We start from the raw sequence: 21,034 nt of genomic DNA on the forward strand, positions 1-21,034 counted from the left end.
TATGCCAGATTTTTATAAAGAAGACAAAGATTCTGCTGGATTTGGGCATAATGTGACGCCTTTTCCAGGAATTCATCACAATGAAACAGTAAAACATGAGGAAAATGAAGAAGATATTGTTTTGCATATGGAAGATTTAAATTTAACTGATTTTCCATTGAATATTCAAAATGCTATTTTAAATCATGATTTAAGAAGTGGCATAAAAGAACGTACAATTGAGGAAGAAAAGGTAGAAATTTCTAAATTATTAGGTGAAATTGATGAAGAGTTGTTTACAGAACAAGAAAGTGAAATGGAAGATGCAGCTTCTTATTCTGAAATTCATCGTGCTGAGTTAGAAAGATTATGTCGAGAGTCTGATATGGAAGCAGAGCAATTGGCTTATAAGGAATTTGCTGAAGTTGAAGTGTTGCAAGAAGATACTGTGGAAAAACAGCAAATGGTGCCTGTTCAAACAGAAACATCTGAAATTTTTGCTGAATTACAACGGTTGAAGCAGAAGCAAATTGAACCAGAGGTAGCGGCTCTTCCACTGCCACCAAGATCAAGTAGAAAAAAACATAAAAAAGTAAATGCTGTAGCAACAGAAACCAAAGAGCAAGTAATCATACAAGAAGAAATGGCTCCGGCTATTGAAATGAATGAAGCTGAGCAGGTACAAGAGCCAGCTGCAGTTTACCCAAATGTTGTATATGCAGGTTTTTGGATGCGGATGTTTGCCTATTTAGTGGATATTTTAATGGTGAGTAGTTTTCATCGAATTGTTGTGAATCAATTGAAGGAAGCCGCGAATGTTTCTTTATTAATTGGACCATTTTCCCTTAGTCAATACATTCAAGTACTTGTCTTTGTGTTATACTTTGTGTTATTTACTAAGATAAATAATGGACAAACAATTGGAAAAATGATTTTTGATTTAAGAGTGGTCTCTTTAACAGGCGGAAAATTAACATGGGGCGCAATCTTTTTAAGAGAAGGCCTAGGCCGTTATTGTCAAAAAATCTTGTTACCACTTTATTTAATGGTTGGTCTCACACCGAAAAAGCAACATTTAGTGGATATGGTGTCTAAAACAAGCGTTGTTTCTGGAAGCTTAGTTAAGGCCTATCAAGCCAAATAAAAAAAGTCACGTTACATAAAGTAGCGTGGCTTTTTAATAAACTTATTAATAGGAAATCCGATAATGCCGTTATATGGTTCTCTGAGTATTGAACCCGCATGTTTGCAGGTGGGCTCCTATGTCAGGCTTCTAACTTCCAAATGAAAAGGCTTGTTATCCACATGGCTTGTTTGGATCCCAAGGTAATAATAATTGTTCGGTCAACACGAATGAGAACGGAACAAACATCTCAGAATTCCTATCTTTATGTTAGCACAGGGGCTAAAAATTTACAATCAATGATACTCATAAATTTGGATTATTTTTTTGCTTTATTTTTTTCTTCTGATTAATTTGATCATATTGGGCTGCTAGTGCATCCTCATATTTACCTGTATGATTAGGCTCAAAGTACTTAGCATGTTTAAGTGTATCAGGTAAATATTGTTGATCCACCCAGGCATTTGGAAATTGGTGTGGATATTGATAGTCAATGCCTCTGTTTAAATCGGCTGCACCACTATAATGTGCATCTCTTAAGTGATTGGGTACCTCACCACTTTTTCCAGCTCTTACATCTGCAAGGGCTGCATCAATCGCTACGTAAGTCGAATTTGATTTAGGGGAGAGGCATAAGTCAACAATCGCATTGGCTAAGGGAATTCTGGCTTCCGGAAAGCCAAGTTTTTCAGCGGCCTGAATGGCAGTCACAGTTCTAGCAGCTGCCGCAGGATTAGCTAAGCCAATATCTTCATAAGCCATTACCATCATTCTTCTTGCAATAATCGGCAAATCTCCTGCTTCTACTAGTCTTGCTAAATAATGAAGTGCAGCATTCACATCACTCCCACGAACAGATTTCTGTAATGCTGAAATGACATCATAATGGGCATCTCCATTTTTATCATGGGTCAATGCTTTTCGTTGTAGACATTCTTCAGCTGTTTCAATCGAAATATGAATTTTTTTGTCTGTAGCAGGCTTGGTTGATTTAACCGCTAGCTCTAAGGCGTTTAAGGAACTGCGTAAATCCCCATTTGTTGCTCGTGCAAAGTGCTGTAATGCTTGCTCCTCTAAATCTACTGGATAGCTACCTAAGCCTTCCTCAGCGTCATGTAATGCGCGTAAAAGAGCTATTTCAATATCTTCTAAGGCTAATGGTTTTAATTCAAAGATTTGTGTTCGACTTCTAATTGCAGGATTAATAGAAATGTAAGGATTTTCTGTAGTCGCGCCAATTAAAATAATCCGACCGTTTTCTAAATGTGGCAGTAGGAAATCTTGTTTGGGTTTATCTAAACGGTGGACTTCATCTAAAAGTAAAATCACTGTGCCACTCATTTTTGCTTCTTCCACAACAATTTGTAAATCTTTTTTTGAGTCAGTAGCAGCATTTAAAATTCTAAATGCATATTTTGTAGAGCCGGCAATAGCACTGGCAATGCTTGTTTTACCGATACCTGGTGGGCCATATAAAATCATTGATGATAGCATTTCCGCCTCGACCATTCGACGAATAATTTTCCCTTCACCAACAAGATGCTGTTGACCAACAATTTGATCAATTGAAGTGGGACGCATCCGGTAAGCCAATGGTTGTTTCATAATAGGCATCTCCTTTTTTACAAACTTAATATCTTTATTATACCATGCTCTTTCATTGTAAACTACTAAAATAGAACGTTTGTTTCGTTTTGGTTAGAAGAAAAGGTTTACATAAGAAAAACCTTGATTTTTCAATGAAATAGCCTAAAAAGTGTGCTATATTAGACAGGAATAATATGGAGGGATTTTATGAAAATCTATAAGCAATTAACGTATATTTTGCTTTTTTCTTTTCTAGGGGAAATCGCATCGAAAGGATTAAACTTACCGGTTCCAGGCAGTGTTATTGGCATGCTGCTCTTGTTTTTAGCTTTACAGTTTAATATTGTAAAGCTTGAAGATGTTGAAGTGGTCGGGCACTTTTTAATTGACAATTTAGCCATTCTATTTGTGCCAGCAGGGGTCAGTTTAATGATTTATTTTTCTGTCATCAAGAACAGTTGGTTAGCGCTACTAGTTATTTCAGTTTTGACAACAGCTATTTCTATCGCGTTTATCGGTGTTGTGGTTCAGAAAATTAAGCTGCGATTTGAAGGGGATAAAGTGAATTTAACAGAGGAAGATAAAAAGGGGGAGAACCATGTATAATGAGTTAACAAGTAACCCAATGTTTGGTTTGATTTTATCGATGGCTGTTTATTTGATTGCTCTGGCATTCTTTAAAAAATTTCCATTTCCACTATTTAATCCACTGATTATTTCAATTGCAGTGATTATTTTAATTTTAGTCGTTTTTAAGATTCCTTATGAAAATTATTATATTGGGGGCGAAATGTTAAATGTCTTGATTACACCTGCAACGGTTGCATTGGCTATTCCTTTGTATAAGACGTTCCATTTGCTCAAAAAACATGCGAAATCAATTAGTATCGGGATTATTACTGGTAGTTTGCTAGGCACCTTTTTAACGGGTATTTTTGCAATTTTATTCGGAGTCGGCCAAAAAATTATTGTTTCTATTATGCCAAAATCAGTCACAACTGCGATTGCTTTGGGTATTACTGAAAAAATGGGTGGCGTGACAGCAGTGACTTTGGTAATGGTTATTTTTACAGGCGTAATAGGTGCAATTATCGGGCCTTCTGTTTTAAAATGGTTTAAGATTACAGATCCTGTCGCACAAGGAATTGCTCTTGGAAGTTCTGCACATGCTATTGGGACATCAAAAGCCTTAGAAATGGGCCGTGTTCAAGGTGCAATGGCAGGCTTAGCAATTGGTGTAACAGGTATTGTTACGGTATTTGCGGCACCATTTATGATGGGAATTGTGAATCAATTATTTTTCTAGAACAACAATTGTTGTGATTGGAGGAAAAGATGAAATTAACAACACAGGTCAGATATAGCTTGCTGATTGTGGTTTATTTAGCAGAGCAAAATCAAGTGAAAAGTTTAAAATGTATTGCTGAGAAGTATGATTTATCTATTCAGTATTTAGAGCAGCTAGCAAATGCTCTAAGAAAAAGTGGACTGATTAAGAGTGTTCGAGGTCCAAAAGGTGGTTATTACTTAGCGCGTGCAGCAAAAGAGATAACCGTTGCTGAAGTATTTCAAGTTTTTGAGGGACCCATTCAGGTGTTAGAGAGTGATGAAAAAGAGCCTCCTGAAACAAGAGAGCTTTATCAAAGAATGACAAGAGCATTAAATTTGGTTGTGAAGGAAACGACGATTCAGGATTTAATGGATCATCAGAGTGATGATGCAGTAGATGAAGGGTATATGTTTTATATATGATTCAATAAAGGAGACTACCTTAACTGAAGTGGTCTCCTTTATTTTTACGCTAATTGTCAAACAGTTTATCAAATTGTGGCTTAGTTGGGTTTATATTGATTGCCATTACTATCTTCTAAGTAGTCAGGCTCAATAATTAAGACTTCAGTTTTACCAAGATCATTTTCAGCACTTTCAAATCCTTTGATGGTACCAACTACTGTAATATTGTCATGAAACTGAAACTTTTCGTCTATTCCTTCTGTTTTAACCATTAAAAAGTAGGTTAAATGATCAATATATACCTGAATATAGCGCTTTCCATCTAAACTCTCTCGATTACTGGACTCAGACATTGCGATAGATTCAAAAGCAATCTTTTGGTCTAAATAATCATCAGCAGGAATTTCCTTTTTGATGATTTTTAAAAGAGTAGCCTCGGAAACAATAGATTCTTCGCTTTCTTCTTTTTTATTTTGAGTTATTTGACTGTCTCTTTTTTCAGAAGGAGCAGTTTTTTGTTGACGACAAGCTGTAATAAAGAATAATAAGAATAGTAAAAAAATAATTTTTTTAGCTTTCCCATTTTTCATTATTGATTAATCTCCTGTCTATTATCTAGTACAATTGAACCTAGCATGGTATAAAGTGGAACAATATCCGTTGATTTAGGAAATTCAAACATTTTAGTTTCAAAGTATTCAGTATGAGCTCTGCGATGAACATTTTTGAGATATGTAATTGTAATCTCGCTATCATCGACACCAAAACCTGCTGTCTCCATTTCAACATCCACAATGGAAGAAAGGTAAATAGATTTAAAAGAAGTTTTTTTACCTGTTGCACCTTGTTTATCAATAAAAATGATTCTAGCATTTGTAAAAATCAACGAGTCACGGACAAGCTTGTATCCCATTGTAATTTCTTCTTCTTCAAATAAATAAGCACCGTATTTTTCTGTTAGCTCCTCAATTGTGCGTTCGCTAAAGTTACCTAATGTGGCATTAATAAAATTGCCAAAACCAAATTTTGCCATGTTTTACCCTCCATTAATTATCTATTTTAATCATCTCTCTGTTGTAAATTGACATATTATGCTAAAAGCATAGTATTTTCTCATGATGTTCACCTTTTATTATATGATATATTTAAAATAAAGCTAGCCTATTTCCATTTTGTATAATCAGCAATCATGACTTTTTATGTACTTTAGGCTATAATAGAAAGGACATTATTTAGGAGGAGATTAATATTATGAATCAAAAAACACCATATGAAATGGTCCGTGAATTTCACCAGGTTTTCGCACCTGCTAAAAATACAAAACCTACAGCTTTTACATCAGAAGAGGCTCTTTATAGAGCGAACTTTACAACAGAAGAAATCATTGAGTTTCTTTATGCAACATCAGGTGGCGATATGAGTCAATTTGATACACTATTAGCACAATGGCAAGAAGGCATCCAAGATGCTGTTACCAAAATTAAAACCAAGGCTGAGCCAGTCGAAGATATTTTAGTAGGACAAGTGGATGCTTTAACTGATACAAATTATTTTGTTTATGGTTCTTTTGTATTAATGGGTGTGAATCCAGATCCATTATTCCAAATTGTTCATCAAGCAAATATGGGCAAGCTTTTTCCAGATGGAAAACCACATTATCGTGAAGGTGATGGTAAAGTCATTAAACCTGATAATTGGGAGGCAGACTATGCTCCTGAACCTAAGCTTCATGCTGAGGTTGCTAGACAAATTGAAAATAGTTAGGAGTTTTAAATGTGAAACATCTACAAGCAGATATTAAAAAATTAAATCTTTTTCCTGCTTTTTCAAGTGGTCAATTTGGGATGGAAAAGGAAGGCCTGCGTATCACAAAGGATGGACATTTAAGCTTAACGCCTCATCCTTCAGTATTAGGAAATCGTTCATTTCACCCTTATATCCAAACTGATTTTAGTGAATCACAATTAGAATTGATTACTTCCCCTGCACCAGATGTAGCAGAAATGTATCGTAGAATGATGGCCATTCATGATGTAGCAGGAAGGAGCCTTGCAACAGGAGAAGCTATCTGGCCTGCAAGTATGCCTGCTATTATTCCTGCTGAGTCAGAGATTCCAATTGCCAAGCTTGATGATAAGGAAGATGTGCTTTATCGTGAAGCATTAGCTGCAAAATATGGAAAAGCAAAACAGTTAGTCAGTGGCATTCATTATAATTTTGAATTAGGCAGTGAATTTGTTGAAGCTCTTTATCAAGGAAAAGGCGAAACAGGTTGCATTGAAACTTTTAAAACAAGCTTATACTTAAAAATGGCACAAAACTTTTTACGCTATCGCTGGGTACTTACTTATTTATTAGGCGCAACACCAATAGCCGATGAGTCTTTCTGGCGTAATCAAACACATCCTATGGAAAAACCTCAATTACCTGTAAGAAGTATTCGTAATAGCCATCTAGGCTACTCGAATGATAGCCATATTGCTGTTTCTTTTGAAAGCTTAGAAAAATATGTTTCAGATATTGAACGTTTAGTAGCGAATGGTGATTTTATTGCTGAAAAAGAATTTTATTCACCGATTCGTTTTCGTGGTTCTAAATCAGTGAGAGGCCTGTTAGAAACTGGCATTCGCTATATTGAAATTAGAGTCTTTGACTTAAATCCTTTTGCACCTTTTGGAATGACAAAAGAAGATATGGCCTTTGTTCATTTATTTATGCTTTATATGTTATGGATTGAAGAGCTTCATGAAAGTGATGCTGAAGCTAGCTTAGGGCATAAAATGAATGAAACAACTGCTTTAGAGCAACCAGATAAACCCTCTAGCTATCAAGCTGAGGCAATGACGATTCTCGCTGGAATGGAAAAAATGAGTGCTCAACTCGCACTCCCAACCTATTATGAGGAAGCATTAAAACAAGCAAAAGAAAAATTGGTATATCCAGAAAAAACATTAGCCAATCAATTAATTGAATTGATTCAATCAGAAAATGGCTTTATTTCTAGTGTCACAGCCTTAGCTGAACAATATGAAGCAGATTGTTTAGCTAAGCCGTATGCCTTAAGAGGCTATACCAATATGGAATTATCAACACAGCTACTCCTTTTTGATGCGATTCAAAAGGGAATTACAGCTGAAGTGATTGATGAACATGATCAATTCTTAAAACTACAATACCATGAGCATATAGAATATGTTAAAAATGCTAACATGACATCAAAAGATCAATATATTGCACCTTTAATTATGGAAAATAAAAGTGTGACAAAGCGCATTTTAGAGGCTGCTGGTTTCCATGTGCCTGCTGGTGAAGAATATCAGGAGGAAGCAGTAGCGCTTGCCAATTATTGGCGTTATCAAGATAAAGCCATTGTTGTAAAGCCAAAATCAACAAACTATGGACTTGGCATTTCTATTTTTAAAGAAGGACCTAGTTTAGAAGACTATACAACAGCGATTAAGATTGCTTTTAAAGAAGATCAAGCTGTATTAGTTGAAGAATATGTGACAGGGACAGAGTATCGTTTCTTTGTATTAGATGGGAAAGTAGAAGCGATCATGTTAAGAGTTCCAGCCAATGTTATTGGGGATGGAAAACGAACCATTACGGATTTAGTAGCTGAAAAAAATCAAGATATTTTGAGAGGTAGTCATCATCGTTCACCTTTAGAGCTGATTCAATTAGGTGAAATTGAACAATTGATGTTAAAAGAACAAGGGTATCAAATCAGTAGTATTCCTCAAAAGGGAGAAATCGTTTATCTAAGAGAAAATTCTAATGTCAGTACGGGTGGCGATTCAATTGATAAAACTGATGAAATTGATGTCAGCTATAAACAGGCAGCTATTGAAATGACAGCTGCTTTAGGTGCGCGTGTATCAGGTGTCGATTTAATCATTCCAGATGCAACAATCCCAAGTACAAAAGAGCACCCTGGTTATGCTGTGATTGAAGCAAACTTTAATCCAGCGATGCATATGCATGCCTTTCCTTATCAAGGTAAAGGAAGACGCTTAACTTTAGGAATTTTAGGTATGCTCTTCCCGGAATTGATCATAAAAGAACAACCATAATTGGTTGTTCTTTTTTTGCTTTTTTAAACTTATGTAAGAAAATATCACATAAAATATTGACAGATAAAAATAAATCGGTATACTTAAAAATAATAAGAGGGAGGCGAGCGTAGATGGGCGAAAAAGAACTCAGAAGATCCTTATCTGTTTTTCCAATTGGCACAGTGATGAAATTAACAGATTTAACTGCCAGAAAAATTAGATACTATGAAGAACAGGGTTTGATTCATCCCGAACGTAATGAAGGGAATCGTAGAATGTATTCTCTGAATGATGTCGATGTCCTTTTAGAAATCAAAGATTATTTAACTGAAGGGGTGAATATGGCAGGCATTAAACGATTGTATGAATTAAAAGAGCATGAAAAGGCAGATCGACTTAAAGCGACGCAGCATGTTTTAACCGATGATGATGTACGGAGAATTTTACGTTCAGAATTCCAAGCAGTTGGTGGACTTGATGGTGATAATCCTTATCAAAATTTTGATGGTTCTCATATTTTTAGATAAATAAAAAACAACAAATATTAGGAGGAAGACTGAATGGCCAAGTACACAAGAGAAGATGTTGTCAAATTAGCAAAAGAGCAAGATGTTAGATTTTTACGTTTACAATTTACAGATGTGATGGGTACGATTAAAAATGTAGAAGTACCTATTAGCCAACTTACTAAGGTTCTTGATAATAAAATGATGTTTGATGGTTCCTCCATTGAAGGTTTTGTTCGGATTGAAGAGAGTGATATGTATTTAAGACCAGATTTATCTACCTGGCTCGTTTTCCCATGGGGTGGAGAATATGGCAAGGTTGGTCGTTTAATTTGTGATATTTATGATTCAGAAGGAAAGCCTTTTGCAGGAGATCCTCGTAATAACTTAAAGAGAGTTTTAAAAGAAATGAAAGATTTAGGTTTTACTGATTTTAATTTAGGACCTGAACCAGAATTCTTTTTATTCAAACTAGATGAAAATGGCGATCCAACACTAGAATTAAATGATAAAGGTGGTTATTTTGATTTTGCTCCAACAGATTTAGGAGAAAACTGCCGACGTGAAATTGTTTTAGCTCTTGAAGACCTAGGTTTTGAAGTAGAAGCATCTCATCATGAAGTGGCCCCTGGTCAGCATGAAATTGATTTTAAATATGCAGATGCAGTTGAAGCTTGTGATGATATTCAAACCTTTAAATTAGTTGTTAAAACAATAGCGCGTAAACACGGACTACATGCAACCTTTATGCCGAAGCCTCTTTTTGGAGTAAATGGTTCAGGAATGCATTTCAATATGTCCTTATTTAATAAAGAAGGCAATGCTTTTTATGATGAAAAAGGAGAAATGCAATTAAGTGCAACTGCTTATCAATTTTTAGCAGGGATTCTTGAACATGCAAGAGGCTATACTGCGATTTGTAATCCAACAGTGAATTCATACAAACGTCTGGTTCCAGGCTATGAAGCACCCGTTTATGTTGCTTGGAGTGGCTGTAACCGTTCGCCATTAGTGCGTGTACCAGTTGCAAGAGGGATGTCAACAAGATTAGAATTAAGAAGTGTTGATCCAACAGCTAATCCTTATCTAGCAATGGCTGTACTGTTAAAAGCTGGATTAGATGGCATTATCAATGAAAAAGTGCCACCAGCAGCAGTTGATCGCAATATTTACAGTATGACAGAAGATGATCGCCATGCAAATGGTATTAGTGATTTACCTTCTACATTACACAATGCAATTAAAGAATTAAGAAAAGATGAAGTGGTAAAGGCAGCTTTAGGAAAGCATATTTACACAAACTTTGTTGAAGCAAAAAGAATTGAGTGGGGCGCATTTAGACAACAAGTATCTGAATGGGAACGTGAGCAATATTTAGAGCTTTATTAAGATAAAAAGATTTAATGTTTAATCATGAATGATTGAGCGTTAAATCTTTTTTTTATGTTCTTTATATAGTAGTAGCTTAAATATAAAAGCATCTGTTTAGCTAATTAATTATTTGATTCAGTACACTTTTGATTAAATTTAAGATATACTATATAAGGTAGATAATGAAATGAGAAGGACGTGTCGTACAATGGAATTTAACGAGTATCAAAACTTAGCAAACCGGACATTATATGGTAATGAACAGGTTTTAACAAACTGTGCATTAGGGATTGCAGGGGAAACAGGGGAATTAGTTGATATTATCAAAAAATATACTTTCCATGGACACACTTTAGATAAAGATGCGTTAACAAAAGAAATGGGCGATGTATTATGGTATTTATCTCAAATTGCACAATGGGCAGATATTCCTTTTGATGAAATTGCTGTACAAAATATTCAAAAATTGAAAAAGCGTTATCCAAATGGTTTTTCAAAGGAAGCAAGTATTAATAGAATAGATGAATAATCAACTGAAATATGATTCAGTTAGATAAAGGAAAGGAGCAAGCTGAAATTTGGCTTGCTCCTTTCCTTTTTACCAGATGATTTTTCTATTTTTGATAAAAATAAGAGAATACTTACTAGATGATCTTGTCTAACATAAAAAAACGATTGTTCCTTAGCATAGGGGACAACCGTTTTTTTTTTAATAAATATGGCTTCTATAAAGACCCACAACTTTGCCCAAAATGATAACTTCATCTAAGATAATTGGGTTCATTGTTTCGTTTTCAGGCTGTAATCTGAAATGCCCTTTTTCTTTGTAGAAACGTTTACAGGTCGCTTCATCCTCAGATGTCATTGCAATAACGATATCACCATTAATGGCTGTTGATTGCTTACGAACAATGACAGCATCTCCATCTAAAATGCCTGCCTCAATCATACTTTCACCACGAATGGTTAGCATAAATAAGGTATCATTTTCATATTTTAAGTTAGGAGGTACAGGGAAGAAATCTGAAGCTTCCTCGACTGCTAGGATGGGTTCTCCAGCGGTAACCGTTCCTAATAAAGGGATTTTATCAGAACGAATACCTAGTCTTGATAATCCTAACTGGGTTAATTCGATAGCACGAGGCTTTGTTGGATCTCGTTGGATAAAACCATTTTTTTCTAATCTTTCTAAATGCCCGTGAACAGTTGAGGTAGAAGCAAGGTTCACTGCTTTTCCAATTTCTCTAACAGTAGGTGGATAACCTTTTTCAAGTACTTTTTCATGTATATATTGTAGGACTTCAATTTGTCTCGTTTCAGGATTTTTACGCATATATGTTCACCTCGTTTTCTTTGATAAATTTATCATAACACAAACATACATTCTTTTCAAACAAATGTTCTATTTTTTTTAAGGGATAAAAGTTGTTCTTTAAAGTGAAAACAGGTAGAATAAAAATGAAATATGATTGGGGGAATAAGTATGTTAAAAGATTTTAAAGCATTTATTGCAAAGGGAAATGCCTTTAGTATGGCAATTGGGATTATTATTGGGGCAGCTTTTACAGCGGTTATTACGTCATTAGTCAATGATATTATTATGCCGCCTATTGGTTTATTGATTGGAAATGTTGATTTTTCTGATTTATTTATTAGTTTAAATGGTGAAAGTTATGGTTCTTTAGCAGCTGCAAAAGCAGCAGGAGCACCAACATTAAATTATGGTTCGTTTATTAACGCTATTATTAGTTTCTTGATTATTTCTTTTGTTATTTTTATGTTAATTCGTTTAATGACAAAATATGTTGTAGCTTTAGAACCGAAACCAGCACCAGAAGTACCAACGAAAGAATGTCCACATTGTTTATCTAAAATTCCAGCTGCGGCAACCAAATGTTCGTTTTGTACAGCTGATTTGGATGAGGTAAAATCGTAAAATAAAAATAAGCAACAGCACATAATAAAATGTGCTGTTGTTTTTTTGACTTGACCTTAAACTTAACTTTAATGTTATATTGAAGATGATAGGAGGCTGAAAACAATGAAGAAAACAATAAAAGAGACAGCTAAGAGATTAAATTTACGAGAATCAACCTTAAGATATTATGATAAAATGCATTTATTAAGCCCTAGAAGAGAGGCGAATGGTTATCGAATCTATGAAGAAATTGATTTGCTGACATTAAAATACATTCTTGTTATGAAATATGGAGAATTTCAAATAGAAGAAATTCAGCTAGTATTATCAGCAATGAGCAACATTCCAACTGCAGAGTGTATCCATAAAACAGAAAAATTGTTAGCGTTGAAAAAAGCAACATTTAAAGAAAAAATACATTATTATCAGCATATGCTTCATTTAATAGAAGAGATTCCTGAAATGAATGCGATTGATGCAGAAACTGAAAGTAAGATTGATGACTATGTTGAGAAAATTTATGCATCTATTTCATTAGAAGGTGAGGAATGAGATGAGGACTTTTTTATTTGCACCAGAAACTTTTAATTTAGCAGAGACAACTAGGATGATTGAAGTAGCAAAAGCTTGTAAAGAAGATGCTACTTGTATTTTTATGGGCTATAGTCAAAAATTTGCTTATTTAATTGAAACTGCTGGCTTCGAATTTTACTATTTAACCCCCCATTTAACAGAGCAAGATGTTACCAATATTATGAAATTTGATCAGATGAAAACAATCAGGATGCCATTTTCTTATGAGATGTTAATGGAAAGGACACAACAAGAGCTGCAATTAATAGGAAAGATTCAGCCAGACTGCATTTTGATAGGATCGACGATTAGTTTGTTTATTAGTGCAAGAGTTAAAAAAATTCCACTGGTTTATGTAAAGCCTTATGCTTATACAAGAGCCAATATTGAAAGTGTTCATTTTATGAAAGCATCCAATAAGTATATAAAAGAAATAATGCGTGCATTTTTCTTGCAATTAAAGTGGTTCCCTCGCAACCTAAAAAAGGTCATTAAATATTATCATTTAGAAGCTGATTTTAACTATACAATTGATTTTTTTGATGCAGATTTAAATTGTATTACAACACCGGAAGTTTTAACAAAAGAGTCAAATTTGCCACTAGGATCAGTTTATGTAGGACCAATTTTTGCTCATTTAAACGAAGCAATACCTTTTACATTAAAGAAATTATTAAAAGAGAGTACAGTACCAACAATATTTTGTAGCATGGGAAGTTCTGGAAATGCTAAAGTCATTCTTTCTTTACTACATCAATTTAAAGACTTGCCCGTTAAGGTGATTAGCCCAATGAAAAGCTTTCTAGCAGATAAGGAAATAGAGGAACTACCTGAAAATGTCTATATTTACGATTGGTTGCCAGCGCTAAAAGTGCAAAAGATGGTGACAGCCTCTGTACTTCATGGTGGAGAAGGAACCATTCAAACTGCATGTGTAGCTGGTAAGCCATTTATTGGGATTGGTCTTCAAAAAGAACAAGAATATAATATTGCAGCATGTGTGGCATATGGCAATGCAGTTCAAATCAAGAAATCTAAACTAAGAGATTATGAATATTTCAAAAGAATGCTTCATCAATTATTAAATGAGCAACATTATCAGCAAAGAGCAACTTTATTACAACAAGAATTAAGCTTGATAAATGGTTGTAAAAATGTGAGAGATGCAGTGATGTATTTACTTGAAAAAGAATAAAAAAGCAGTTCAATTGTTTTTATGACTAATTTACGTTATAGTATAAGAAATAAAAATGATGGAGTGAAGATACATGTTATCAAAAGAAAAATTAAGTCGTATCAATCACTTAGCTAAAAAAGCTAAAGGTGAAGGACTAACTTTGCATGAACAAAATGAACAAAAATTACTTAGAGAAGAATATTTAGAAGTTTTTCGCGGGGGAATGCGTCATCATATCGAAGGGATGAAAGTTGTCGATACTGAAGGTAATGATGTGACACCAGAAAAATTAAAACAAATTCAAAAAGAAAAAGGGTTACATGATCGATCCTAATTAAAAGAACTTGATTTATGAAGTTAACTACAAACTTCTATCAAGTTCTTTTTTTGTCTATTAGCATTTCAATCCATATAAAAAGCAAGCGTAAATTGGTTTTTATAGACAGTAGGGCAATCATTCCAAAAATCACAATTAATAAGTCGAAAATATTCGGAGGGGAAGCAGCTAAAAATGATTGACTATTCAATAAATAGAAAGCAACTGCCACTATTAAGAGATTGATGATAAAAAAGCTGAAAGAGTGGTTGATGGTTAGTTTCATGAGTAGTAGATGAATTTCCATTGCCACACTTGACATTAATGCTATCCCAAGAATAATGAGAAATGTCGTTATTCCCATTAGCCAGATGGTCAATCCCGTAACTATAGGAATCAGATAGATAGCTAATTTTTTTAAATCTGGTGGTGAAAAAAAGAAAGAGATAGGTAATGAAGCCTAGTGTGATGAAGCCTGTGAGCAAAATATCTAAGAGTAGTCCATCCAAATTGCATGCTCCTTTTTTAGTTTTATATACAATAAAATCCCAACAAAATCATATTTTGTTGGGATTGATAGTCAATAGATGATTATCTGTTGTAGAATTCGACAACGAAAGCTTCGTCGATTTCAGCATGTAACTCTTCACGCTCTGGTAAACGAGTTAATGAACCAGTTAATGAATCAGCATCGAAAGATACATAATCAGGACGACCTAATAATGATTCAACTGATGATTTGATGATTTCTAAGTTACGTGATTTTTCACGAACTGAGATTACTTGACCGATAGAAACGCTATATGATGGAATATCAACACGTTTGCCATCAACAGTAATATGACCGTGGTTTACTAATTGACGCGCTTGACGACGAGTAGATGCTAAACCTAAACGGTAAACAACATTATCTAAACGTTGTTCTAGTAAAATCATGAAGTTAACACCATGTTTACCTTCTTTATTTTTACCAGCTTTTACGAATAAGTTGTGGAATTGACGTTCAGTCATACCATACATATTACGTAATTTTTGTTTTTCTTGCATTTGTAAACCGTACTCTGATAATTTCTTACGGCTATTTGGACCATGTGGACCTGGAGCGTAAGGACGGCGTTCTAATTCTTTTCCTGTGCCAGAAAGTGAAATACCTAAACGGCGAGATACTTTCCAACTTGGGCCTGTGTAACGTGACATAATAAAATTCCTCCAATTGAAAATTGTTTTTTGTTGGAGTAAAATAATAGATTGTAAGTTCAGTATTCGTGCAGTTCATTCTTCAATCTTCACCTTTGCAGCCGCAGGTTACGCAATTGCACCGAAAACGGCAATGAACTGTTGACGTGGATACCACTAACATGCTGCATTATTTTACACAATGACTAGTATACCTCAATCACTGATAGCACGTCAATGTTTTCTATTAAAATACGCACGAAATCTTCTAAATAAAGCTGATCAACTTGATCAAAGCGATGATGAGTTGTGGAATCAATATCTAAGACACCAAAGTAGATGCCATCTTTTTCAAGTGGAATCACAATTTCAGCATTACTGTCTGCATCACAAGCGATATGTCCTTTAAAAGTATGAACATCTCCAACAATAAGTGTTTCTTTCTTTGCAAAGGCTGCTCCACAAACACCTTTACCATTTGGAATGCGAATACATGCTGGTTTGCCTTGAAAAGGTCCCAAGACTAAATGATCTGCTTGACGATCATATAAATAGAAACCTGCCCAGCTGACATCTGGTAGTTGATGGGCTAAAAGAGCCGCAGCATTGCTTAAATTTGCAATCGTATTTTTTTCTCCTGCAATTAAGCTTTCAAGCTGGCGATTCATTTGTTTTAATGCTTCAGTCTTTTTCATACTTATATCAGTCCTTTCAGATTTTTTAGGGAATTGATTTAGTTACCTTATCCTATCATAATTCTACTTGAAAGGTCTTGATTTTACATATAGGAAGCAAAAAAAAGAAATAATCAATAAATTTGGCTTTTTTTAGTGTAGGAAAAAGCTTGCTGTGGTATACTTTTACTTGAGTGTATATTTTTTTTAAAGAATTAAGAAAATAACCGTAAATCATATAAAAAATGAACAAATTAAATGAAAACAATTTAGTGGGGGTCTCAAAATGAATGTATTTTTGTATATATTAATTGGTATTATTATTTTAGCTGCTGCACTTTATGCTGCTAGCTATATTTTAAAGAAAAATCATTATAGCAAAATTGATGAACTAGAAAAGAGAAAAATTGAGTTAATGGATATCCCTGTCATTGATGAAATCAATCTGGTTAAAAATTTAAACTTAACAGGTCAGACAGAACGAACCTTTGAATCTTGGAATAAAGCTTGGCAAAATATTGCCAATGTCCGTTTCCCAGATGCTGAAAACTTATTATTTGAAGCAGAACAAGCAACCGATAAATTACAGTTGAATCGTGCAAGAACAGCAGAAGAGCAAGTTTCTACTTTACTTGAAGAAACAGCTGTGGATATTGATAAGATTTTAAAAGCGTTGAAAAAACTAACGGATAGTGAAGAAGATAATCGCACAGAAGTGAAATTAGTTAGAGATTCTTACCAAGATATTCGTAAAAAGCTATTGACTCAAAGCTTTGCATTTGGTGGCGCATTAGAAAACCTAGAAAATCAATTAAGTTACTTAGAAGTCAACTTTTCTAAATTTTCTGAGCTAACAAGCAATGGTGATCATATTGAAGCACGTGAAGTATTGGATCGTTTAAAAACGGAAACGGCGGAATTAAAACATTTAATTGATACGATTCCAGATATTTTAAAACAATTAACTGTTTCTTTTGAAGAACAAACAACTGAAATTAAAAATGGTTATGATTTTATGGTAGAGCAACATTACTGTTTCAATGGTACTGATTTAGTTACTGAAATGAAAGAAGTAAATGAGTTAATTGAAGCCACAAAAACGTTAACTGAAAAATGTGAAGTACAAGCAGCAACAGAGAATATTGAAAAAATTGAAGGGAAAATTGATCATTTATATGAAGTGATGCAGCTTGAAATTGATGCAAAACGCTATGTCGTCAAGATACAAAAAGAATTAAATGAAACATTAGAACGAGCGCAAGAAAATAATCGTAAGTTGTTAAATGAAATTGATATGATTTCTCAAAGCTATTCATTAGTCAATGGTGAACTAGAGGGTGCTAATGAAATTGAAGGTAAGCTAACAGATTTTTCGAAACAATTTGAACAGTATAAGAAGCAAATGGATGAGCAAATTGCTGTTTATTCTAATATTGAAGCAGAATTTAAAGTGATGACAGAAGCTTTGGCAGTAGCTGAAGCTCAGCAACAAGACATTTATACAGGTCTAAACTCATTACGAAAAGAAGAATTGGCTGCGAAAAAACAATTAGATGATTTTGAGTTTGAATTGCGCAATTTAAAACGCTATGTTGAAAAACAACATTTACCAGGCTTATCTAATGATTATAAGGATTTATTTTTCACAACAGGTGATCGCATTGAAACCTTAGATAAAGAGTTAAATAGAATTAAAATTAATATGAAAGAAATTAGTAAACTTTGTTTCTTATGTGATGATGATTTAGGTCATTTAAAAGAAAAAACAGAGGATATGGTAGATGCGGCATTGCTGACTGAGTATATGATTCAGTATTCAAACCGTTACCGTCATCAAAATGAAGAGATTGAGCAAGCAGTTAAAAATACAATGTATCTATTTAGTCGTCAATTTGCTTATCAAGATGCCCTTGAAATGATTTCAACAGCACTTGAAGCAATCGAACCTGGTGCATTTAAAAAAGTGGAAGATATCTTTATTACAGAAAAAAGAAATTAAGCAAAGATAAAAGGGATAGGCTAAAAGAGCCTATCCCTTTTATGATGCTGTTTAAAAACAAAAAAAATACCATATTTCCTAAGAAATATGGCACGTAAAATATAGTCCCCGTATCCTCTTATAACATCCCCCTATTATGGAGTCGCAATGACTATAAGGATAAATATAAGTGTTACAGGTATATTATAACATAGTATATTGAGAAATGTAAAACTTTTTTTGTCTATAGACCTTATGATGAAAAAAATGAAATTAACCATTATTATAGTAGGATTTGTGCTATAATGTTAAAGGTAATTTTGATCAAGGTTAGGGTCTATTTGAACGTGCCAGTGGCGAATCATTGTGTGTTGATAATGTCATGAATAATTATCAATCATCGATTTAACACCCTACCATAGCTTTTAAATACCTCTTAACAAAATAAGAAAGAATTCAGGTGAAACAATGATTTATTTTGATAATAGCGCCACAACTGTTGTCAATCAACAAGTGTTGGCAACTCATATAAAAGTAACAGAAGATATTTGGGGCAATCCTTCCAGCTTGCACAATCTTGGCAATAAAGCTGCTTCCTTATTGAACCAGGCAAGAAAACAAATAGCAGAAGTGATGCAAGTTCAGCCAAGTGAAATTTATTTTACAAGTGGTGGGACTGAAGGAGACAATTGGGCTATCAAAGGAACAGCCATTGAAAAAAGAGAATTTGGTCGTCATATCATTCTCTCTGCGATTGAGCATCCTGCTGTTAAAGAGTCAGCTAAACAGCTTGAGCTCCTAGGCTTTGATATCACATATTTGCCAGTAGGAAAAGATGGCCGTGTAACAGTTGAGGCTTTAGCACAAGCCATTCGACCAGATACTATTTTGGTATCCATCATGGCAATTAATAATGAAGTCGGAACGATTCAGCCAATTGCTGAGATTGGTCACTTACTGGAAAATTATCCTCGGATTCATTTTCATGTAGATGCCGTACAAGCTGTTGGAAAAATGGACCTTGCGTTAGGAGCCAATAGCCGCATTGATATCGCCACTTTTTCTGGACATAAATTTCATGCTCTAAGAGGAACAGGTTTTCTTTATTTGAAAAAAGGGAGAAGAATCGCGCCACTTTTATCAGGTGGTGGACAAGAAAGCAATGGACGCAGTGGAACAGAAAATGTTGCAGGGATTGCAGCAATGGCCAAAGCGCTACGCTTGATTCGTACAGATGAAACAGAAAAGATTGCTAAGCAGCGAGAGATTCATGATTTCCTTCATCAACAACTGGAACAGCTACCAAATGTGGTCTTGTTTTCTGGATGCAATCAAGCACAGCAAGCACCTCATATCCTTTGCTTTGCTTTAAAAGGGATTCGCGGAGAAGTGATGGTTCATGCTTTAGAAAAAGAAGCCATCTATTTATCTACAACAAGTGCCTGCTCTAGTAAAAGTAAAGCAACTTCTAGCACATTAGGTGAGATGAATGTGCCAACAAGCTTAGCTGAATGTGCTGTTCGCTTAAGTTTATCCGATGAAAGTACAATGACTGAAGCAAAACAATTTATCCAAGTATTTCAGCAACTATGTCAAACATTCTCAGGGATTCATTCATAAAAGGGGGAAATTCAGTGATTCATTATGATAGAGTGATGATTCGTTATGGCGAATTGTCTTTAAAAGGAAAAAATAAAAAGTCTTTTATTAATCGTTTGGTGCAAAATGTAAGAAAGACCCTACATGATTTTCCAGAAATCAAAATTTATGGAGAAAGAGACCGCATGTTTTTAGATTTACATGGTGCCAATAGCGCTGTTGTAATCGAACGTTTAAAGGATGTATTTGGTATTCAAAGCTATTCTCCTGTCATTCAAGTGGCGCAGGATATTGAACAGGTTGAAGAAAAAGTAGTGGCACTTGTGCAAAGTCAATTTGAAGAGGGAATGACCTTTAAGATTAATACAAAGAGGTCTGATCATAGTTTTTATATGGATACGACTGAAATCAATCATTATCTAGGTGGCGCGGTGCTTAGAAATGTTGAGGGCATTAAGGTGCAGGTGAAAAAGCCTGATTTAACCATTCGAGTTGAAGTGCGAAAAGAAGGGATTTTCATTTCTTCAGAAACAATTTTAGGTGCAGGTGGCTTACCAGTTGGTTCAGGTGGTAGAAGTGTCTTAATGCTTTCTGGTGGGATTGATTCTCCTGTAGCTGGTTATTTAGCCATGAAACGTGGCGTAGAAATTATCGCCGTTCATTTTTATAGCCCACCTTATACAAGTGAGCAATCTTTACAAAAAGCCAAGGATTTAACAGCGAAAATTGCAGCCTATTCAGGTAGTATTCAGTTTATTACGGTTCCTTTTACAGAAATTCAGGAGGAAATAAAAAAAAGTGTACCTGAAGGCTATTTAATGACCGTTACAAGAAGAATGATGATGCGTATCACAGATATCATTCGTGAACAACAACGTGGGCTTGCAATTGTCAATGGTGAATCCCTTGGTCAGGTGGCATCACAGACTTTACCAAGTATGGTAGCCATTAATGATGTAACCAATACACCGATTATTCGTCCAGTTGTATCAATGGATAAAAATGAAATCATTGAAGTGGCTAAGAAAATTGATACCTTTGATTTATCCATTCAGCCATTTGAGGATTGCTGTACAATTTTTGCACCTCCAGCACCAAAGACTAAGCCTAAATTGGAAAATGCTAGAAAATTTGAAGCACGTTTAGAAGTAGATGCTTTGATTGAGCGTTCAATCGCTGGTTTAGAAGTAGAAGAAATTAAGGTAGGACAGGATTCTTCAGCAGCAGCTAAAGCTGATTTTATGGACTTACTTTAAACACAAGTTATG

Annotated in this window: 23 protein-coding genes and 1 other RNA gene; 16 read left to right on the forward strand and 8 right to left on the reverse strand. The window is 34.6% G+C overall.

Annotated features, from left to right (window positions below):
* The first annotated feature begins 1 nt into the window (after position 1).
* Positions 2-1,123 carry an RDD family protein gene (locus BMW29_RS04830; RefSeq protein WP_092650912.1) on the forward strand — a complete coding sequence of 374 codons (1,122 nt, stop codon included), beginning with the start codon at positions 2-4 and terminating at the stop codon, positions 1,121-1,123.
* A gap of 50 nt (positions 1,124-1,173) precedes the next feature.
* On the opposite strand, the gene ssrS is transcribed toward BMW29_RS04830, so the two are convergent.
* Positions 1,174-1,362, reverse strand: a non-coding RNA gene (gene ssrS / locus BMW29_RS04835) — 6S RNA.
* Positions 1,363-1,408: 46 nt separating this feature from the next.
* The gene (locus BMW29_RS04840) at positions 1,409-2,707 is read right to left on the reverse strand and encodes a replication-associated recombination protein A (protein ID WP_092650914.1); all 1,299 of its coding nucleotides are present in this window, start codon (positions 2,705-2,707) and stop codon (positions 1,409-1,411) included.
* A gap of 189 nt (positions 2,708-2,896) precedes the next feature.
* On the opposite strand from BMW29_RS04840, the gene BMW29_RS04845 reads away from it, so the two are divergent.
* The 3 genes from BMW29_RS04845 to BMW29_RS04855 are packed head-to-tail and all read left to right on the forward strand — an operon-like array spanning position 2,897 to position 4,441.
* Entirely contained in the window at positions 2,897-3,295 is a 399-nt protein-coding gene (locus BMW29_RS04845) for a CidA/LrgA family protein (RefSeq protein WP_092650916.1), read from the forward strand.
* Positions 3,288-3,995 (forward strand): LrgB family protein, encoded by a 708-nt coding sequence (locus tag BMW29_RS04850; protein ID WP_092650918.1) that lies wholly within the window; start codon positions 3,288-3,290, stop codon positions 3,993-3,995. The genes BMW29_RS04845 and BMW29_RS04850 overlap by 8 nt, the downstream gene beginning before the upstream one ends.
* A gap of 29 nt (positions 3,996-4,024) precedes the next feature.
* A complete protein-coding gene (locus BMW29_RS04855) occupies positions 4,025-4,441 on the forward strand; it encodes an RrF2 family transcriptional regulator (RefSeq protein ID WP_092650919.1) in 417 nt (138 codons plus the stop codon).
* 80 nt (positions 4,442-4,521) lie between these two features.
* Here the strand turns inward: BMW29_RS04855 and BMW29_RS04860 are convergent, their stop codons facing one another.
* Together BMW29_RS04860 and BMW29_RS04865 are read right to left on the reverse strand one after the other, a co-directional pair.
* Positions 4,522-5,013, reverse strand: a complete 492-nt coding sequence (locus tag BMW29_RS04860) for a hypothetical protein (protein ID WP_092650921.1) — start codon at positions 5,011-5,013, stop codon at positions 4,522-4,524.
* Positions 5,013-5,456 carry a PH domain-containing protein gene (locus tag BMW29_RS04865; protein WP_092650923.1) on the reverse strand — a complete coding sequence of 148 codons (444 nt, stop codon included), beginning with the start codon at positions 5,454-5,456 and terminating at the stop codon, positions 5,013-5,015. Before BMW29_RS04865 ends, BMW29_RS04860 begins: the two co-directional genes overlap by 1 nt.
* Positions 5,457-5,674: 218 nt before the next feature.
* Here BMW29_RS04865 and BMW29_RS04870 point away from each other — a divergent pair, with 218 nt between their 5' ends.
* The 5 genes from BMW29_RS04870 to BMW29_RS04890 all read left to right on the forward strand — a co-directional run bounded on the left by BMW29_RS04870 (position 5,675) and on the right by BMW29_RS04890 (position 10,884).
* A complete protein-coding gene (locus tag BMW29_RS04870) occupies positions 5,675-6,187 on the forward strand; it encodes a pyrophosphohydrolase domain-containing protein (protein WP_092650925.1) in 513 nt (170 codons plus the stop codon).
* An 11-nt stretch (positions 6,188-6,198) separates the two neighbouring features.
* Positions 6,199-8,496 carry a bifunctional glutamate--cysteine ligase GshA/glutathione synthetase GshB gene (gene gshAB / locus BMW29_RS04875; RefSeq protein WP_092650927.1) on the forward strand — a complete coding sequence of 766 codons (2,298 nt, stop codon included), beginning with the start codon at positions 6,199-6,201 and terminating at the stop codon, positions 8,494-8,496.
* Positions 8,497-8,609: 113 nt separating this feature from the next.
* On the forward strand, positions 8,610-9,005 hold the full coding sequence (locus BMW29_RS04880; protein WP_092650929.1) for a MerR family transcriptional regulator: 396 nt from the start codon (positions 8,610-8,612) through the stop codon (positions 9,003-9,005).
* A 33-nt stretch (positions 9,006-9,038) separates the two neighbouring features.
* Positions 9,039-10,373 carry a type I glutamate--ammonia ligase gene (gene glnA / locus BMW29_RS04885; RefSeq protein WP_092650930.1) on the forward strand — a complete coding sequence of 445 codons (1,335 nt, stop codon included), beginning with the start codon at positions 9,039-9,041 and terminating at the stop codon, positions 10,371-10,373.
* A gap of 190 nt (positions 10,374-10,563) precedes the next feature.
* Positions 10,564-10,884, forward strand: a complete 321-nt coding sequence (locus BMW29_RS04890) for a nucleoside triphosphate pyrophosphohydrolase family protein (protein WP_092650932.1) — start codon at positions 10,564-10,566, stop codon at positions 10,882-10,884.
* A gap of 180 nt (positions 10,885-11,064) precedes the next feature.
* On the opposite strand, the gene lexA is transcribed toward BMW29_RS04890, so the two are convergent.
* Entirely contained in the window at positions 11,065-11,688 is a 624-nt protein-coding gene (gene lexA, locus BMW29_RS04895) for a transcriptional repressor LexA (protein ID WP_092650934.1), read from the reverse strand.
* A 150-nt stretch (positions 11,689-11,838) separates the two neighbouring features.
* Between lexA and mscL the strand changes: the two genes are divergently transcribed.
* The 4 genes from mscL (at position 11,839) to BMW29_RS04915 (ending at position 14,357) form a co-directional block, all read left to right on the forward strand.
* Positions 11,839-12,291: a large conductance mechanosensitive channel protein MscL gene (gene mscL / locus BMW29_RS04900; RefSeq protein WP_218139645.1), complete on the forward strand. Its 453-nt coding sequence runs from the start codon at positions 11,839-11,841 to the stop codon at positions 12,289-12,291.
* A gap of 105 nt (positions 12,292-12,396) precedes the next feature.
* Complete coding sequence (locus BMW29_RS04905) at positions 12,397-12,825, forward strand: MerR family transcriptional regulator (RefSeq protein WP_092650935.1); 429 nt, start codon at positions 12,397-12,399, stop codon at positions 12,823-12,825.
* Position 12,826: 1 nt separating this feature from the next.
* Positions 12,827-14,041 (forward strand): glycosyltransferase, encoded by a 1,215-nt coding sequence (locus BMW29_RS04910; RefSeq protein WP_092650937.1) that lies wholly within the window; start codon positions 12,827-12,829, stop codon positions 14,039-14,041.
* Between the two features lie 73 nt (positions 14,042-14,114).
* Positions 14,115-14,357 carry a DUF896 family protein gene (locus BMW29_RS04915; protein WP_092650939.1) on the forward strand — a complete coding sequence of 81 codons (243 nt, stop codon included), beginning with the start codon at positions 14,115-14,117 and terminating at the stop codon, positions 14,355-14,357.
* A 185-nt stretch (positions 14,358-14,542) separates the two neighbouring features.
* Here the strand turns inward: BMW29_RS04915 and BMW29_RS04920 are convergent, their stop codons facing one another.
* From BMW29_RS04920 to BMW29_RS04930, 3 genes are all read right to left on the reverse strand, one after another.
* Positions 14,543-14,848, reverse strand: a complete 306-nt coding sequence (locus BMW29_RS04920) for a hypothetical protein (RefSeq protein WP_092650940.1) — start codon at positions 14,846-14,848, stop codon at positions 14,543-14,545.
* A gap of 82 nt (positions 14,849-14,930) precedes the next feature.
* On the reverse strand, positions 14,931-15,536 hold the full coding sequence (gene rpsD / locus BMW29_RS04925) for a 30S ribosomal protein S4 (protein WP_092650942.1): 606 nt from the start codon (positions 15,534-15,536) through the stop codon (positions 14,931-14,933).
* Positions 15,537-15,721: 185 nt separating this feature from the next.
* The gene (locus tag BMW29_RS04930; RefSeq protein WP_092650944.1) at positions 15,722-16,210 is read right to left on the reverse strand and encodes a GAF domain-containing protein; all 489 of its coding nucleotides are present in this window, start codon (positions 16,208-16,210) and stop codon (positions 15,722-15,724) included.
* A gap of 265 nt (positions 16,211-16,475) precedes the next feature.
* Between BMW29_RS04930 and BMW29_RS04935 the strand changes: the two genes are divergently transcribed.
* From BMW29_RS04935 to thiI, 3 genes are all read left to right on the forward strand, one after another.
* On the forward strand, positions 16,476-18,188 hold the full coding sequence (locus BMW29_RS04935) for a septation ring formation regulator EzrA (protein ID WP_092650946.1): 1,713 nt from the start codon (positions 16,476-16,478) through the stop codon (positions 18,186-18,188).
* A 447-nt stretch (positions 18,189-18,635) separates the two neighbouring features.
* Positions 18,636-19,787, forward strand: a complete 1,152-nt coding sequence (locus BMW29_RS04940) for a cysteine desulfurase family protein (protein ID WP_092650948.1) — start codon at positions 18,636-18,638, stop codon at positions 19,785-19,787.
* Positions 19,788-19,804: 17 nt separating this feature from the next.
* Positions 19,805-21,022 carry a tRNA uracil 4-sulfurtransferase ThiI gene (gene thiI, locus BMW29_RS04945; RefSeq protein ID WP_092651024.1) on the forward strand — a complete coding sequence of 406 codons (1,218 nt, stop codon included), beginning with the start codon at positions 19,805-19,807 and terminating at the stop codon, positions 21,020-21,022.
* Positions 21,023-21,034 lie beyond the last annotated feature (12 nt).

It is taken from the genome of Isobaculum melis (assembly GCF_900111355.1).
GTDB lineage: Bacteria > Bacillota > Bacilli > Lactobacillales > Carnobacteriaceae > Isobaculum > Isobaculum melis.